This window comes from Burkholderia sp. IT-111MI5, assembly GCF_949752865.1.
Classification (GTDB): Bacteria; Pseudomonadota; Gammaproteobacteria; order Burkholderiales; family Burkholderiaceae; genus Burkholderia; species Burkholderia pyrrocinia_C.
Map to the genome: position 1 here is coordinate 253,572 of NZ_CATKIF010000072.1, position 16,768 is coordinate 270,339.

Genomic DNA, 16,768 nt, shown 5'->3' on the forward strand with positions numbered 1-16,768 from the left:
CAGGTGACGGGTTGAATCCGCGCCGATCAGCGGACCTTCGAACGTGGCCATCCTCTCGGTGATCTGCCGCCGTCGAACGTTTCCTCGATGCAGCTGACTGTATAAGCTTGTCAACTGCCGTGTAACCGGCTGCCGGGTAGCCGGTTACCGTTCGCGCCGCCCGTGCGGTCGTGTCGAACTCAGCGATAACTCTCGCACGTCATAGGGATCTGCGATTTATCGCGGTTTTTATCGCTTGCTCAAACATTCCCGGGAGCGATGTATGCGGTTTTCACGGTCGTATAGAACTCGCGCGCATAGGCGCCTTGTTCGCGGGGACCCAGGCTCGAACCTTTGCGCCCGCCGAACGGGACGTGGTAATCGACGCCCGCTGTCGGCGTATTGATCATTACCATACCGGCCTGTACGTGACGCTTGAAATGGCTCGCATGAGCCAGCGACATGGTGCAGATGCCAGCGGAAAGGCCGAATGGCGAGTCGTTGGCTACGGCAAGCGCTTCCTCGAAATCCGCGACCTTGATGACGGAAGCGACAGGACCAAACACTTCCTCCCTGTTGATCGTCATCGCCGAGGTCGTGTTGGTCACGAGAGCCGGTGCCAGGAAAAATCCTTCGGTTGCCGAGGTAACACGTTCACCGCCAAACACGGAACCACCTTCGGTGCGTGCGAGTTCGATATAACGCTCGTCCTGTTCTAGCTGTTTGGCATCGACAACAGGACCGATCTGCGTCGACGCATCCAGCGCGTTACCAATCTTGAGACTGCGCATGCGCGCCTGCATGGCCTCGACAAAACGGTCGTGGATGCCGCTCGTCACGATCAGGCGGCTAGAGGCGGTACAACGCTGGCCGGTGGAGTAGAAGGCGCCGTTGATGCACGCCTCGACCGCGACGTCCAGATCGGCATCGTCGAGCACGACCATCGGGTTCTTGCCGCCCATCTCGAGCTGGAACTTCTTCCCGGTGGCGACGCATTTCGCGGCGATCGCCTGGCCGGTCCCAACCGAGCCAGTGAAGCTGATGGCATCGACGTCAGCTGATGTAACGATTGTTTCGCCGACGATCGAACCCGTACCCATGACGAGATTGATTACGCCCGCCGGCGCACCGCCTTCGGCGATGATCTTGACGAGTTCCCATACGCTGCCTGGCACGAGTTCCGCCGGCTTGATGACGACGCAGTTTCCATACGCGAGCGCAGGCGCGATCTTCCAGGCGGGAATAGCGATCGGGAAGTTCCACGGCGTGATCAGACCGATGACGCCCAGCGGTTCGCGTGTGACTTCGACCGTCAGTCCCGGGCGAACAGACGGCACAATCTCGCCGCCGACCCGCAGTGCCTCGCCCGCGAAGAACTTGAAAATCTGTCCGGCGCGTCCCACTTCGCCGACTGCTTCGGCGAGCGTTTTCCCTTCCTCGCGTGCCAGGAGTTTACCGAGTTCGTTTTTGCGCGCAAGGATGGTGCTGCCGACCTCGTCGAGCAGGTCAAAGCGCTGTTGCGGGGTGCTGAGCGACCATGTGCGAAAGGCTGAGCGTGCAGACGCGATTGCTTTCTGTGTCTGATCTGCGCTGGCCCGTGCGAAATGGCCGATCACATCGCTCGTGTCCGAAGGGTTCACATTAGGAGCGGAGTCGTTGCCATCGACCCATTCGCCGCCAATGAAGTTCTTGAATTGCGTCATCGTAAATCCCTCAATGAGTAAATACTTGCTTGATCAGCCGCGGTTCAGCAGCGAGCGCTCGGCGAGGTTGGCGTACAGCGCACGCACGCCGAATGTCCACGGAGCGATTTCGGTCGACAGCCGCACGGTGTTGACGAGTGCGCCAAGCGGACGGGCGCTGATCGTCACGCGGTCGCCGAGATGATGCGTAAAGCCGCCACCCGGCGCATCGCGATCCTCGATCGGAGAGAACATCGTGCCGAGGAACAACATGAAGCCATCGGGATACTGATGGTGCTTGCCCCAGGTCTGGCTCACCAGGTCAAGAGGGTCACGGCTGATCTCCCGCATATGACTGATGCCTTCGAGCAGGAAGCCGTCGTCGCTACCTTCGACACGCAACGAAACACTCGTTTCTCGAATCGTGTCCAGCGAGAACCGTTCGTCGAACAGCCGGATAAACGGACCGATCGCGCATGAGCCGTTGTTGTCCTTGCATTTTCCCAACAGCAGCGCGGAGCGGCCTTCGATGTCGCGCAGATTGACGTCGTTACCCAGTGTGGCGCCGACCACCTCGCCCTTGCTGTTGACTGCGAGGACGATCTCCGGCTCAGGGTTGTTCCACTTCGAAGCAGGCAGCAAGCCGATATCGGCGCCGAGCCCGACTGAAGACATAGGCTGCGACTTCGAAAATACCTCTGCATCGGGGCCGATTCCGACTTCCATGTACTGCGACCATGCACCGCGTCGCTGGAGTTCTTCCTTGAGCTTGACTGCAGCTTCCGAGCCGGGCTTGATCTTCGACAGATCGGTGCCGATCAGACGCGTGATCGCAGCGCGTACTTCCTCCGCCTTCGCAGGTTCGCCGCCTGCCTGCTCTTCAATGACGCGTTCAAGGAGGCTAACGGCGAACGTCACGCCACAGGCTTTGATGGCTTGCAGATCGCAGGGAGCCAGGAGGTAGGGTTGATCCTCTTGCCGTTGTGCGGCGACGGTGGCTTCGATCAGATTGCCGACATGACCCAGAGATTCGCCGGAAGCCTGCCGGACGAGTTCGACCAGATCCTGGCGATCGAAAAGGTCGGACACTGTTGGTGCGATGCAGGAGATATCGAATACTTCCCCGCCGCGAACAGCAACGACGCACGGTCCCGCGCCGTTTTTCGTTTGGCGCCACACGCGGCCAACGAGCAGGGCACCGTCGAGATCGTCAGGCAGATAGCTGGAATATGAGGTCATGAACGGATCCAATGTGCATTGAAAGTGCTGGCAATCGTAGCCACGATAAGGATGAAACTCTGGTGATGCTAGAAGCGGTGGACGATACCCGTGCTGCGGCGATTGACGATGATCGCTCGGCGCATGTATGTCGGCTGTCTCGCATTTTTCCTACGCTACAGATTTCCGACTAGGAAACGGGATCCAGTTCAATAGACACTCCGCCCTGTTGGGCCGAGGCGTAGGCTGCGTCCATGACTTGCATCATCAGCTCCGCATCCCGCAACGATGCGATCGGCTTTGCGCCGGTCTGACTTTCGGCGAGCACACGCTTGACGAACAAGGGGTAATAGACGTCGGTCTCAAGCTGGAGCCGGCGGCTTCGCGTGCCTGCCGAAAGATGATTCCTGTCGCGGAACTCGATTCTGTCCGGGCCGGACTTCGCGTACATACGGTCCGAAGAAAGAGTGAAAGAAAATTCGCGCTGCTCGTCGATGGTACTGGGAAAGCTGTATCCCGTCTCCACCAAGCCGATCACGCCGTCTTCGGTTTGCAGGGTCACCAGCGAATAGTCTTCTATGGCACCTCGATGCGTCCTTGAGTTCATGACGGCGGAGACACGCGCAACCTCCTTGCCTGTGAGCAACCTGAACAAGTCGATGAAGTGTGTTGCCAAGTTGATTGTTGATCCGCCGCCGGAATATACGGGATCGATTGCCCAACCGGAGCCTGCGGCTTCGTATCGACTGGGCGGCCCGGCAACGAAGCGAAACGACATGTAGTTAAAGTCCGATGGTATGCGCCCCTCCGCTTCTTCAAGTGAGCCGAGCAACTCGCTCATCCGGAAGATTAACGGCACCGCGCAGTAAAGATTCGCTTTCTCGGCCAGTGTGCGAAGCCGGCTGACTTGGGACATGTTGACGCCGCACGGCTTCTCTAACGCGAACGGAATGTTCCGCGCGATTACGGCCTCGGCGAGCGCCGGCATTTCGGAATGGCGCCCGAACACAAACGCGAAATCGACCTCCTCGTGCTCAAGCAACTCGTAGGCCGATGAGTACAACTTGCTTCCGAATCGTGCCGCAATCGCCTCGCCCTTCACTCGCTCCGCGTCTGACAGGGCAACCACCTCAATCCCGGGCGCGTCGAGCGCATCAAGATACAGCGGGACATGCCAATGGCTGGCCTCCAACAAGGCAACTTTCATACATGTTCTCCTTCGCAATTTCCCACGAATTTTTCAATCCGGATTCGCAGGTAACAACTGGTCGCTTCGGGCATATTTCGCAATTCCGCATCGCGACCGTCGGCTTTTGCCTCGCTGTTCATTTCAGGCTCTCGTCCCTTGTTGAGCGGCCATCGGGGCAATAGTCGAACCCGAGGAAGCGCAGCGCGTACAAAGCCTGTCCTTGATGCATTGGACCGCCGTCCTGGGTACGGCATCCACGTGCCTGCGCGGCTCGGAGGAGCGGCGTCGGCTCGGGCGCATTAATGATGTCTACGACGATGGTGCCGGGTGCGAGCCGCTGCGGATCAACCGGCATGGCATCGTTCGCTTTCATGCCGAGCGGGGTGGCATTGATCACAACCTCGAAACCATGCGGATCTGATGGTCCTGAACGTGCAGTACAGCCCGTTCCTGCGGCAACAGCCGCCGCAAGATCCCTGGCGCGGTGCTCATCGACATCGGAGATGGTCAGCTTGCCAGCGCCTGCGGAAGCGACGGCAAATGCGATCGCTCTACCGGCGCCTCCTGCGCCGACGAGAAGCACCGACTTATTCGCCGGATGGTTGCCTTCCCACTGCATCCCGAGAACGCAGCCGACGCCATCGGATATCGCGCCGACCCAGCGTCCATCCGTGTCGCAGCGGATGACGTTGAGCGCGCCGACCTGACGAGCGGTCGAATCCAGCTCGTCGACAAATGCGAGCATCCGTTGCTTATAAGGCATTGTGACCAGCATGCCGGACAGATTGCCCATCGCTCGTGCACCGCTGACGAAGGCCAACAGGTTATCTTCCTTGACCCAGAAAGGAACGCAAACCGCGTCGGCTCGCTGTTCGACAAACAGCCGGTTCAACAGTTGTGGCGACTTCGCCGCGCTCAGCGGGTCGCCTACCAATCCATAGAGTCGCGTTGTGCCCGAGATATGTGGTTGCATTGCGGCTTGATGTTCAATGTAAAACGACGGTCAATTCGAGCACATTCGTTACGGCGTACGCGTCGGAAGTGCACGTTTGCGTGGGATGTCCAACTTGCGTTGCGCCCACGCAGTGGTAACGCCGTGCAAGCGACTGGCGGCGGCTTAAGAGCGCGCGCTATTGGCAAACTCGGGCTCATGGGTGGCCTTGCTCGTCGCGGACATGGCTTCACTGCGCAGGCGTTCATACTCTGCCTTCGGTACAGGAGTCGCGTTGCGGTCTCCCAGATCGGCAAGGCGAATACGGTACGTTTCCCGAGTGGTGAATGCGGCAATCGCAGCAACCAAACAGATGCCGAATGTGAGAACACCGATCTTCAACGGGATGTTGGTGGCCCCCGGAGGCGCGACTGCTACGAAAAGCGACGGCAGCAACGCACACAAGGTCGTCCCTACGTTTTGTCCGATCGCCATGCCGGAGACACGCACGCGCGTGCGGAACAGTTCGGGGAAGAGGCTCGGGAACACGCCGTTGAAGCCTTGATACGCGACGCCCCACATGAGCACTGAAAAGACCAGCGAGAGCCAAATACTGTGGATGCTGATGGCGTACAGGTAGCCGAAGGAGAGGATCCCGGAGCTGACAACGCCGACCAGAACCGGCGGCCTGCGACCAATCTTGTCCGAGAGGTTGCCGACGAGGGGGATCAGTATTACGGAGCAAAGGTTGCCGAGGACCGGCACCCACAGATAGACGGCAGCAGGAAAGCCAATACCGTACGCCGGCTGGACTGCATAGGTCGCGCCGAAAACAGTCGCCAGGAGCGCGGTGACCGCGGCAAGTGCCATGCCGACAACGCGCAAGACATCGCCCCAACTCTCGCGCAGGACCTCGATGACCGGAGAGGAAGAAACTTCTCCGTGTGCCTGTTCTTCAGAAAAAGCAGGGGTCTCATCGACCTGGCGGCGAATGATGTAACCCGCGATGATCACGACGATACTCAGCAGGAACGGAATGCGCCAACCCCAGGAAGCAAACTGATCCTTCGGCATGAAGTGGGCGAGCGGCAAGAAGACGCCTGCCGCGAGGAGTTGCCCTGCCTGAACTCCTTGGAGGGTAAAGCTTGCAAAGTATCCACGCCGTCCGAACGGCGCATGTTCAAGAATCATGGAGCTGGCACCGGACATCTCTCCCGCGACCGCGAATCCCTGGATGAGCCGCAGGATGACCAGCAGCACCGGCGCCCAGATGCCGATCTGCTGGTAGGTGGGCAAAAGGCCCACACACATCGTTGCGACCCCCATTAATAGCATGCAGAAGATCAGCACCGTCTTGCGGCCGTGGCGGTCGCCGAGGTGGCCAAGCACCATGGCTCCTATCGGTCGGGCGACATAGCCGACACCGAAGGTCGCCAGCGATGCGACGATGCCTACCGTTGGATTGTGAGACGGAAAGAAGAGTTGCGGGAATAACAACGACGCTGCGGTCGCGTAGATGAAAAAGTCGTAGTACTCGAGCGCTGAGCCGATCCAACCACTGGCTGCTGCGATCTTCGACTGGCGCTTGCCGTGGGGCTTAGCCGGTGCTTGTGCGTTCATGCCTGTCTCCATGGTGATTGACTTTCCGGTGCTGTCGGTCTATTGTTGTAACACCGTTCCAATAGGAAGGATGTTACTCACATTATGAGAGTTGTCAAGGGAGCAGTTGACCGATCGCTTCAGGCGATCGAGTTGCTCGCACGTGAGGCGCGCTGGATGCGTATGTCCGATATCGCCGCTGAACTCGAGCTTGAGAAAGGACCGGCCCATCGAGTACTTGCGCAGTTGTGCGAGCAGGGCTGGGCTGAACAGGACGAACACACTTCGCAATACCGTCTGACTTTGAAGCTTTCCTTGCTTGGTCAGCGGTACTTGCATGGGCTTGGCTTACCGGGCCTGGTGCAGCCGATCCTCGATGACGTCGCGGCTCAGTGCCGCGAACTGGTCAGGCTGACGGTCGTCAGCGAGGGAACACTCGCGTGGCTGGCGTCCTCCCAAGGCGCGGCGCCGGGTCTCATGTATTCGCCGTCCATGGATAGCCCGATTACGTTGCATGCAACGGCGAACGGGAAGGTGTGGCTAGCGTCGATGACAAACGACCAGGCGGTCGAATGTGCATTGCGTGGCGGACTCGGAAAAGCTGCCGCCAGCACATGCGGGCCGAAGGCAATCACCAGCATCGAGCAGTTGATTCCTGCATTGGAATTGACGAGGCAGCGCGGCTACGGGCTTGTCGTAGAAGAAGCAGAACCGGGCGTTGCTGCTTTGGCGGTGCCTGTGAGGTCGCTGACCGACGGTACGGTGGTCGGCACGATGAGCATTGCTGGACCGGTAATGCGAGTTCAGCCCGAGCGTTACGACGACTTCTATGCGCTGTTGAAAGAAGCGGCTTCGAAGCTAGGTGCAGTATGGCCGCGTCAAAGCGTTGGTGCCAACGTAATCGAGGCAGCATGAGCGTGCCAGCCGCAACACAGGCTGCCGAGGCTATCGCCGGCCCACGTGAACAGGCAGCACGCATTCTTGTGACAGCGCGCCGCAAAGGTGAGCTCGTCGAGCGGCTGCCTGTCGAATTGCTGCCTGCGAGTCTGGACGACGGTTTTGCAATCCAGCAAGAGGTCAGCCATCAGCTAGGCGGGCGGATCGGCGCATGGAAATGCGCGCTTCCGCAGCCGGGCAAAGTCATCGCCGCGCCGATCTATGACGCTGATATTCATCGAGGCGATGTATGTCGCTTGAGTGGACCTCCGCTTGCCGCTGTGAGGGCGGAACCGGAGCTGGCCTGTCTGCTGAACCGCGACCTGCCCCCACGGCGCGAAGCCTATAGCGAAGCTGAAGTGCTCGACGCAATTGGGCACACGCACCTCGCGCTCGAATTGCTAGGCAGTCGTTATTCGCATCCCGAAACGCTGACGTTCGCTGAACTACTGGCAGACGGCCTCTTCAATTCCGGTCTTGTCATTGGACCCCAGGTTAATTCGATCGAAGGCGCGACGTTGGCCGATCTCCCCGTCGAATTCGACGTCAGTCTAGCCAGCGTCGGGCAAGAAGCAATCACGTTCGCTGGTCGCCACCCTGATTGCAGCATGCTGGCGCCGATTGTGTGGCTCACCAATTTTCTTCGTGTCCGCGGCCTCGGACTGCACGCGGGCCAGGCTGTGATCACCGGGTCTTACGCAGGTGTGCTGGAATTGCCAGTCGGCTGCGAGCTACGTGTGGGCTTCGGTAACCTCGGCACACTACCGATTACATTTTTCTCTTGATAGGAGTACTAGATGCGTCTCGTCCGTTTCGGCCAGCCTGGCCAAGAGCACCCCGGTATTATCGATTCGAGCGGCGCGATCCGCGATCTGACCGGCATCGTGGATGACATTGATGGAACGACTATCTCCCCAGTCGCGCTTGCAAAGCTGAGCGAACTCGATTTAGGTCGTCTGCCCGTCGTTGAAGCAGACACGCGTCTCGGCGCGTGCATCGGCAATGTCCGTAATCTCGTGTGCATTGGTCTGAACTACTCCGATCATGCTGCTGAAACGGACACGCCGATCCCACGGGAACCTGTGGTGTTCAACAAGCATACCGGCTCCATCAGCGGCCCGAACGACCCGGTCATCTTGCCCGCAGACGCGCAAAAGCTGGATTGGGAGGTCGAACTCGGCGTAGTGATCGGCAAACCCGCGTGGCAGATCGACGAAGCCGATGCGCTGGAGCATGTGGCGGGTTACTGCCTTGCGAATGATGTTTCCGAACGCGCGTATCAACTCGAACGCGAAGGCCAGTGGACCAAGGGTAAAAGCGGATTCTCGTTCGCTCCGCTCGGACCGTGGCTTGTCACGCGTGATGAAATTCCCGACCCGCAGGTGCTTGACCTGTGGCTCGACGTCAACGGCACCCGTCGTCAGACCGGCAACACACGCACGATGATCTTCAACGTCGCCCATATCGTGGCGTATCTCAGCCGCTTCATGCCGTTGATGGCGGGCGACGTCATCATTACGGGCACGCCTCCCGGCGTGGGCCTCGGTCAGAAGCCGCCTGTCTTTCTAAAAGCAGGCGACACGATGACGCTCGGCGGCAGCGGACTCGGCGCGCAGACGCAAAAGGTTGTGCCGTATGCGGGCACCCTCGGAGCAGCATGGGGCCTCGGCGAGTATCCATTGGCACTGTAAGTCGATTCGATTTGACATAGGAGGAGATATGAGCCTTGCTGGAACGGGCGTCGTCGCAATCTGGCATGACCTGCTGCCGGAAGCGAAGGATGAATTCTACGAGTGGCACAACCGCGAGCACATGCCCGAACGCGCTGGGATTCCAGGGTTCAGGCGCGGTCGGCGCTTCATAGCACTGGATGCAGGTCCCGAGTATTTCAACCTTTACGAGGCCGACACGGTCGAAGTCCTGGGCGCGCAAGATTACCTTTCTCGGCTGAATACGCCGACGCCTTGGACCAAACAGGTAGTCGCCTCATTCCGGAGCGTCGCACGCTCAATCTGTCACGTGGCCTATTCGGACGGTGTTGGGCAGGGTGCCAATCTCATGACTGTGAGATTTGACGTGCCATCGGCTGCGCGGGCACAAGTCGTGAAGGCTTTGCGTCAGCGCGTCCTACCGCCCCTCGTCGACCTACCCGGTATCACGGGCGTGCACCTGTGCCTTGCAGACGAAGCGATCAGCAAGGTGGAAACGGCGGAGAAAAAGGCGCGTTCAGAAGGCACCCAGGTACCGACATGGATCGTGTTGGTCGAAGGGTGCCGGGCAGATTATGTCCGTTCAGCGGCTGACCGTTTCGTTTCGGGACTTGCGGCATCGCCCGAAGCGGGCGCGACAGCGCCAGATACGACTCTCTATCAACTCGAGTACACGCGCTGCAAGACGCCTTGGAGCGCTGGCTAAGCGGTCAAGCGCCGTCTGATCACTGCTTCACGGCCCCGTCGCGCGAGTCCCACATGGCTAAGCGCGACCGGCCATTACACTGAGAAACGTAGGAGTACTGCCATGTCGTTGAATATCGCCGACACGTCCGCTCGAACCACCGCGTCAATGTCGGCTCGTGTCATACGACTCAATCCTGCCGACGATGTCGTTATCGCACTTGAACAGCTTGTGTCCGGTACGGTGATCGACAGGGAATCGGTGACAGTCTCGGGACTGATTCCGCCCGGGCACAAAGTGGCGACACGTGACATCGGTCAGGGTGAGGCAGTGCACCGCTACGGCCAGGTAATCGGCTTTGCAAGTCAGCCGATTCGCGCGGGGCAGCACGTACACACCCACAATCTCGCGATGGGTGACTTTGCGCGGGACTACGCATTTGGTCAGGCCGCGCGCCCGACTGTACGGTCGAATGAGGCCGCAACATTCCAGGGCATTGTCCGCGCAGACGGGCAAGTCGCCACACGGAACTATATCGGGATCCTTACCTCGGTGAACTGCTCGGCCACGGTTGCACGAGCCATTGCTGATCAGTTCCGCCGCGACATCCATCCCGAAGAACTGGCCGCGTTCCCGAATGTCGATGGCGTCGTGGCACTCACACACGGTTCCGGTTGCGCTATCGACTCTGAAGGCGATGGCCTGGCGATCTTGCAGCGCACGATTGGCGGCTATGCATGCCATCCGAACTTTGCAAGCGTGCTGGTCATCGGTCTTGGGTGTGAAACGAACCAGATCCCGCGACTTCTCGAGACACAGGGACTCCGGGAACACGACCGCTTGCGAACGTTCACGATCCAGGATAGCGGCGGTACCACTCTGACGATCGCGAAGGGTATTGAACTGGTTCGGCGCATGTTGCCCGAAGCGAACAACGTGAGGCGAGAGGCTGTCAGTGCAAGTCATCTCACGGTCGGTCTTCAGTGTGGAGGGTCGGACGGGTATTCCGGCATCACCGCCAATCCGGTGCTGGGTGCAGCCGTTGATCTGCTCGTGCAACACGGCGGCACCGCGATTCTCTCGGAAACGCCCGAAATCTATGGCGCGGAGCACTTACTGACGCGCCGCGCCGAAACGCCCGAGGTGGGTCGGAAGCTGATTGATCGCATCAAGTGGTGGGAAGCCTATGCGCATCGGCAAGGGGCGCAAATGAACAACAATCCGTCTGCGGGCAACAAGGCGGGTGGCTTGACGACCGTCCTTGAAAAATCGCTGGGAGGCATTGCGAAAGCCGGCTCTACCAATCTGACCGAGGTGTACGAATATGCTCAGCCGGTCACGGCGCGCGGCCTGGTGTTTATGGACACGCCCGGCTACGACCCGGTGTCGGCTACGGGCCAGGTGGCCGGCGGTGCGAACCTGATCTGCTTCACGACGGGACGTGGTTCGGCTTACGGCTGCGCGCCCGCGCCATCCGTCAAACTTGCGACGAACACAGCACTATGGCAACGCCAGGCCGACGATATGGACCTAAACTGCGGAGAAGTGTTGGAAGGGAGAACGACGATCGAGCAATTGGGCAGAGTGCTTTTCGAATTGCTGCTAGATGTCGCCTCGGGAACCCGTTCTCGCAGTGAGCGGCACGGCTACGGACAGAACGAATTCGTACCTTGGCAAATTAGCGCGATCATGTGAGCGCACATTAGTACTTCTCGAGCCTCCCAATGCTGCTGCGCAGACAGTGACTTCCCCGCGCTGACTTTCCTAGGCAGCGGGTGTAAGCAAGTAAGCGCGACTGAAAGGTTGCTCCGCATCGCACATTTGCCGCTGGGTACCCGGCGGCTGTTCAGCGTTGCAAAAAACTTCTGGGCTTCCGGATTTGCGTCCAAAGCCACCTGTAGGTCGTCCGGCACAATCGAGTTGCTGGCCGACGTATAAGCAGCCTTCCAGCGGCCGTCGTTCCTGGCCTTCTCGATTTCGCGCATACCGGGCGGGCGCATTCTGCCTGCGGCGATCAGCGCTTCAGCCCTGTCTTTGTTGAGTTTGGACCAGATGCTTTTTGCGGAGCGAGGGGTGAAGCGTTGTAGCCAGTATTGCTCGCTCTCAGCCTGCTTTTGACCATCGATCCAGCCATAGCAGAGGGCGCTTTCCAACGCCTGTTCGTAGGTTACGGTTCGCTGCTCGGTGCCTTTTTTCGCCAGACGCAACCTCGCTCCGCTCGAAGTGCTGCCGTTTTGCGCCAACCAGCTTTCCCATTCGGTCTGACTGGTAAACGTTAGAGCGCATTCGGTCATGTCACCATCCAGAATGGTCGAGTACATGTGCGGGGAAGGCGTCCGCAGTCTAACCGCGTTTATACGGACATCGACGTGCGTGGCGCAACCAAAGCCCGGTCGCTCGGTAGCCACTGGCCCGTCGGCTGGTTTGGGTCGCGAGCGCCCAGCCGCGACCCGCCGCCAGCGCGGCGACGGTCCTCCTCGAAATGTCGCGTCAGCGCGAAGCCCTGCCGTCGCGGGGCGATGATTCTCGGCAGTCGACGGGGTTCAGGCTGCTGCCGCCTTATGAATCGAGTCCTGCTGATCGCCACCCAGGATATCGACGAGACTGGTCAGCATCCGCCCCAATTCACCCGTCATCAGCGTGAAATCCGAGTCGAAGCGTTCATCGTCGTTCTGCGCGGTGGGATCCGTCGCCTCCTTGATCACGTCGAGCGGCGTGACACGCTTGATCGTCAGCGACGGTGTCAGCACGAAGGAGATCCGGTCATCCCAGGTCATCGCGAGGCGCATGCATTGTTTGCCGGCCTCGATGTGCCGGCGCATGTCGTTCGCTTCCAGCGCGTGGCCGACGTATCGCACCGTGGCGCCGCCTTCGCCGCTCGAGCGCAACTCGGCGTCCTGGTCCACGGTGAATCCGCCCGGCGCCTCGCCGGACAGCAGCCAATCCGTCATCGCGGCGACCGGCGAAAGCGCCACTTGAACGCCGGCGAGCGGCAACTGATCGATCGATTTGACGAGCAGGCCGCGAACATCGTCGGCAAGCGCCTGTGCAGCCGCATCGATGACGAGCCAGCCGTTCGCCGTATCGATCCACACGCGGGTATCGCGGCGAATGGTGAACGCGCGCGGCAGCAGTTCGTCGGTAACCTGCTCCTTGAGTTCGCGCAGCTGTTTTCGCCCCACCTTGAAGCCCTGCTGCTCCTCGACTTCAAGCGCCCGGGCCTTGGTCACCTGATTGACGACCGACGCCGGGAGCAGCTTCTTTTCGGCACGAAACAGCAGCAGCATCTGCCGGTTGATCGAATACACAAGCGCGCCGTCGTCACGCGGCGACGCCCATCCGAAGCGCTGCATCTCGACGCTGCTGCCCGGCTGAAACGCGTGGGGCGCCAGCCATTTTTCCATCTGATCGGGGGTAACGGCCCAAGGTGCCGGAAGACGATGAAGCTGAAGATTCTTGAACCACATAGGAGGTCGGGCAAAGCCCACCATTCTATATGACGGTGACGCTTCCCGGCCATGAAGCACCATTCATCCAGGCCGCCGCGTGGATATTCGTGCGACCGTTCCGCCCCCGTTAACCGCCGTTCGACCGCGAACGACGTGCGTTGCGTCGTCGGCCATGACGGACGTTCGGCTGTCGCCGCGCGCGACGCTCTCGTGCTTTGCCCGCAATCTCGGAGCACGGTGGCAGCCAGGCAGCCCGTCGATCCGTCCCCACCCCAATGCCTTCAGCCCGATAACGCATCGCGTCCAGCACGAACAAGAATGCCTTGACAATGGAAGCATATGCTCCTATCTTGGCTACAAGAGAGCATATGCTCTTATTTCCAAATGGAGCCAAGCCATGAACCAAGCCGAAATACTTGTGAGCGGTGCAACCGGACGGACCGGAGGTATTGCTATCGACGAATTGCTCAAGATGGGCAGGCGCGTGCGCGCGTATGTGCGCACCGACGACGATCGGGCAGCCGCCCTGAGGCAGCGCGGAGTCGATATCGCCGTCGGAGACTTCACCGACATCAATGACATCCGCGCAGCCATGGAAGGAATCCGGTCGGCCTATTTTCTCCATCCGATCGCGCCAGGAATCATCGGGGCTGCTGCTTATTTCGCGCAGGCCGCAAAGGAGGCGGACGTCAAGGCGATCGTCAACATGTCGCAGATTTCCGCGCGCCGGGAGTCGAAAAGCCACGCGGCCCAGGATCACTGGGTTTCCGAGCGGGTCTTCGATTGGTCGGGCGTTCCGACTACCCATCTCCGCCCCACGTTTTTTGCCGATTGGCTCGTCTATCCGCATTTTGCGAAGGAGATCTGGGCCCGGAAAAAGATTGAATTTCCCTTTGGCGATGGCCGTCACGCACCCATCGCCACTGATGATCAGGGGCGGGTGATCGCCCATGTCCTGGCCAACCCCGAAGGCCACGAGGGCAAGATCTATGCGCTCCATGGTCCCGTCGAGATGAACCATACCGAGATCGCCGAGGCGATGAGTGAAGCGCTCGGAGCCCGGATCGAATACGAGCCGAGTTCCATCGAGGAGTTTCGGATCAAGATGGAAAATCTCTACAAATTTCCGCCGTTCCTCACGCAGCATCTGGTCGAGGTTGCTCAGAACTACCGCGACGGCGTCTTCGCAGGTACCAACGATGTCATCGAGAAAATTACCGGAAAGCCGCCACTCTCGGTCCAGCAGTTCGTCACTCTGAATCGCGCCGTATTCGCGTGAGCATGACCCCAAACGAGTCGAGGTTTGAAAATGGCACACACTCAAGACGAGCGTCACCCGTTTCTGGACGATCTGACAACCGATGCAGAGTTGGTCAGCTCAGTGTTGCGCGGCCCCGTATCTGGGCGCGACGAAATCCGGCTGGCAGTCAACGCCGTCGGAACGTTCTACGCGTCGCAGACGCCCACATTTGCTCAGACTGTCGGTTCGCGGCTCTTTCTCGAGTACGAGGCCGTTCTGACGAGCGGCGAGAACCTGAGTGCGGTCGTCGTCGTCGACCACAACTCCGACGGATCAGTGCCGCGCGTCAGCGTACGGATGAGCCCGCTTGACGCTGTGCTGACTCTCGCTGGCCATCTGCGGGAGGCACTTTCAAAGCAGCTTCCGGAAAACCTTTTTCTTTGAACCAGGCGCCCGCAGGCCAGAGGAGCAGGATGCATCTCCCCGGAGCCTGCGGCTTCAACAAAGGAGCTTGTCATGGAAATCAAGAACGCCACCGTTTTTATCACCGGCGCCAATCGCGGCCTGGGCCTGGCTTTTGCACGAGAGGCACGTCGCCGCGGGGCGACGAAAGTGTACGCGGGCATGCGCAACACGAATGGCTTTGAAGAGCCGGGCATTGTGCCGGTCAAGATCGATGTTACGGATACGGCGTCGATCGCTGCGGCTGCGAAACAGGCGGCGGATACGACGCTGCTGATCAACAACGCGGGCATAGCTGCTCTGATCGACGGGCCTATGGCGGCCGACGTCGAAGCGCAATCCACTCGCATGTTCGATACCAACTACTACGGCGTAGTGCGCGTCACGCAGGCCTTCGAGCAGATATTGGCGGCCAAGCGGCATGCGGCGATCATCAACGTGCTTTCCGACATCGTGTGGCTTCCGCGGCCGTATCTGACGCCGTATGCGGCGTCAAAGGCAGCAGCATGGAGTTATACGAACCAGCTTCGCTTTCATCTGCATGAGCGTGGCATCCAGGTTCTCGGCCTGCACGTCGGATTCGTGGATACCGACCTGACCAATGGTATTGACGTGCCTAAAGCCAGCCCCGAGGATGTTGTGCGGCAGACCTATGACGCTCTCGCCGCCGGCAAGAGCGAGGTCATGGCCGACGAGGGTACGGCGGTGCTAAAGAGTACGCTAGCGGCTGAGGTGCCGGGCTATATTATTCCGCCGGAAGGGCTTTAAACGCCGCAGATGACGAGAGTCGGCTACCGGGGCGAGACTTGAGGCGCGCAGATTACCGGGGCGCCAGCGTTTTCGGTGTCGACTTTCATCGAAAGATACCGCCGTACCTTCGCGCGTGCGCGTAGCGTTCCGGCAATCAAAAGAAATGAGGAGTGGAACCAGATGTTGCCGTTCGACCAGCCGCTTGGAATCGATCAATGCAACTGCTTCGCAGTGAGGAAGGCGAGCAGGCAGATATCCCGCCTCTACGATAGCCATCTCGAGCCGGTGGGCCTGCGCATTACGCAATTCCTAACCCTGGCCGCACTGGACGAGGTGGGAAGTGCCGCGGTCAACGCCCTTGCCGAACGGCTCGATATCGAACGGACGGCGATGGGGAAGATGGTCGGCTTCCTTGAGCGCGACGGCTTCGTCGCGATCAAGCCCTCGCCCACGGACGGTCGAAGCCGCCTTGTTGAGCTCACCGAAGAAGGACGACGCCTGCACAAAAAAGCGGCCCCGCTATGGCGAGAAGCGCAGCGGGAGTTCGAGCAGCTGAACGGCGTAGAGAATGTCGCGGCGCTACGGGAGGGGCTTAGAGGAGTGGTCGTCGGCGATGTGACGGCACGCCCACCCGGGGACTGACTGACGGTCCACAAGAATTGCCGCAAACGCACGAGACTGCCGCTGCCCGGGACGACAGGAAGTGACGAGGCGTCGACAAACACGATGCGGCATGGATGGATTGAGTCCGCACTTGCTTGCAGCCGCTGATTTCGTACAGGGTCGAGAGTCCGGAGTGGGGCGGAGGTCGCCGCTCGCAGACTGATTCGCTCCATCGGCGCAGAGCGGGTAAAACAAAGGCCCGCGATGTGCGGGCCTCATATCAGCAATTGCCTTTCTTCGCTTGTCCGGGCGGGCAGAACCCGTTCCCCGGACCGC

The 16,768-nt window shown here is 60.0% G+C and carries 16 protein-coding genes; 9 read left to right on the forward strand and 7 right to left on the reverse strand.

The window, feature by feature from the left end; genetic code table 11:
* Positions 1 to 239: 239 nt before the first annotated feature.
* From ACM6JT_RS34150 to ACM6JT_RS34170, 5 genes are all read right to left on the reverse strand, one after another.
* Complete coding sequence (locus ACM6JT_RS34150) at positions 240 to 1,682, reverse strand: aldehyde dehydrogenase family protein (protein ID WP_414858112.1); 1,443 nt, start codon at positions 1,680 to 1,682, stop codon at positions 240 to 242.
* Positions 1,683 to 1,715: 33 nt separating this feature from the next.
* Positions 1,716 to 2,900: a fumarylacetoacetate hydrolase family protein gene (locus ACM6JT_RS34155; RefSeq protein WP_034182596.1), complete on the reverse strand. Its 1,185-nt coding sequence runs from the start codon at positions 2,898 to 2,900 to the stop codon at positions 1,716 to 1,718.
* A gap of 169 nt (positions 2,901 to 3,069) precedes the next feature.
* Positions 3,070 to 4,086, reverse strand: coding sequence for a Gfo/Idh/MocA family protein (locus ACM6JT_RS34160; RefSeq protein WP_414858113.1), 1,017 nt, complete (start codon positions 4,084 to 4,086; stop codon positions 3,070 to 3,072).
* Between the two features lie 118 nt (positions 4,087 to 4,204).
* Positions 4,205 to 5,041: a shikimate dehydrogenase family protein gene (locus ACM6JT_RS34165; protein ID WP_034182357.1), complete on the reverse strand. Its 837-nt coding sequence runs from the start codon at positions 5,039 to 5,041 to the stop codon at positions 4,205 to 4,207.
* A 144-nt stretch (positions 5,042 to 5,185) separates the two neighbouring features.
* Positions 5,186 to 6,619 (reverse strand): MFS transporter, encoded by a 1,434-nt coding sequence (locus ACM6JT_RS34170; protein ID WP_034182595.1) that lies wholly within the window; start codon positions 6,617 to 6,619, stop codon positions 5,186 to 5,188.
* A gap of 84 nt (positions 6,620 to 6,703) precedes the next feature.
* Between ACM6JT_RS34170 and ACM6JT_RS34175 the strand changes: the two genes are divergently transcribed.
* The 5 genes from ACM6JT_RS34175 to ACM6JT_RS34195 all read left to right on the forward strand — a co-directional run bounded on the left by ACM6JT_RS34175 (position 6,704) and on the right by ACM6JT_RS34195 (position 11,623).
* Positions 6,704 to 7,513, forward strand: a complete 810-nt coding sequence (locus ACM6JT_RS34175; protein WP_034182356.1) for an IclR family transcriptional regulator — start codon at positions 6,704 to 6,706, stop codon at positions 7,511 to 7,513.
* Positions 7,510 to 8,319, forward strand: coding sequence for a 2-keto-4-pentenoate hydratase (locus tag ACM6JT_RS34180; protein WP_034182355.1), 810 nt, complete (start codon positions 7,510 to 7,512; stop codon positions 8,317 to 8,319). The genes ACM6JT_RS34175 and ACM6JT_RS34180 overlap by 4 nt, the downstream gene beginning before the upstream one ends.
* Before the next feature lie 12 nt (positions 8,320 to 8,331).
* On the forward strand, positions 8,332 to 9,225 hold the full coding sequence (locus tag ACM6JT_RS34185; protein WP_034182354.1) for a fumarylacetoacetate hydrolase family protein: 894 nt from the start codon (positions 8,332 to 8,334) through the stop codon (positions 9,223 to 9,225).
* Positions 9,226 to 9,253: 28 nt separating this feature from the next.
* Positions 9,254 to 9,949: a hypothetical protein gene (locus ACM6JT_RS34190; protein ID WP_034182353.1), complete on the forward strand. Its 696-nt coding sequence runs from the start codon at positions 9,254 to 9,256 to the stop codon at positions 9,947 to 9,949.
* A 102-nt stretch (positions 9,950 to 10,051) separates the two neighbouring features.
* Positions 10,052 to 11,623 carry a UxaA family hydrolase gene (locus ACM6JT_RS34195; RefSeq protein WP_407972917.1) on the forward strand — a complete coding sequence of 524 codons (1,572 nt, stop codon included), beginning with the start codon at positions 10,052 to 10,054 and terminating at the stop codon, positions 11,621 to 11,623.
* On the opposite strand, the gene ACM6JT_RS34200 is transcribed toward ACM6JT_RS34195, so the two are convergent.
* Complete coding sequence (locus ACM6JT_RS34200) at positions 11,575 to 12,222, reverse strand: YdeI/OmpD-associated family protein (RefSeq protein WP_306795608.1); 648 nt, start codon at positions 12,220 to 12,222, stop codon at positions 11,575 to 11,577. The genes ACM6JT_RS34195 and ACM6JT_RS34200 overlap by 49 nt on opposite strands.
* Before the next feature lie 249 nt (positions 12,223 to 12,471).
* Positions 12,472 to 13,395: a recombination-associated protein RdgC gene (locus ACM6JT_RS34205; RefSeq protein ID WP_414858114.1), complete on the reverse strand. Its 924-nt coding sequence runs from the start codon at positions 13,393 to 13,395 to the stop codon at positions 12,472 to 12,474.
* 379 nt (positions 13,396 to 13,774) lie between these two features.
* Here ACM6JT_RS34205 and ACM6JT_RS34210 point away from each other — a divergent pair, with 379 nt between their 5' ends.
* From ACM6JT_RS34210 to ACM6JT_RS34225, 4 genes are all read left to right on the forward strand, one after another.
* Positions 13,775 to 14,656 carry an NmrA family NAD(P)-binding protein gene (locus ACM6JT_RS34210; protein ID WP_105393735.1) on the forward strand — a complete coding sequence of 294 codons (882 nt, stop codon included), beginning with the start codon at positions 13,775 to 13,777 and terminating at the stop codon, positions 14,654 to 14,656.
* Positions 14,657 to 14,686: 30 nt separating this feature from the next.
* Positions 14,687 to 15,061, forward strand: a complete 375-nt coding sequence (locus tag ACM6JT_RS34215; RefSeq protein ID WP_034182349.1) for a hypothetical protein — start codon at positions 14,687 to 14,689, stop codon at positions 15,059 to 15,061.
* Positions 15,062 to 15,133: 72 nt separating this feature from the next.
* On the forward strand, positions 15,134 to 15,847 hold the full coding sequence (locus tag ACM6JT_RS34220) for an SDR family oxidoreductase (RefSeq protein ID WP_034182348.1): 714 nt from the start codon (positions 15,134 to 15,136) through the stop codon (positions 15,845 to 15,847).
* 162 nt (positions 15,848 to 16,009) lie between these two features.
* Positions 16,010 to 16,471, forward strand: coding sequence for a MarR family winged helix-turn-helix transcriptional regulator (locus ACM6JT_RS34225; RefSeq protein WP_034182347.1), 462 nt, complete (start codon positions 16,010 to 16,012; stop codon positions 16,469 to 16,471).
* Positions 16,472 to 16,768: the final 297 nt, after the last annotated feature.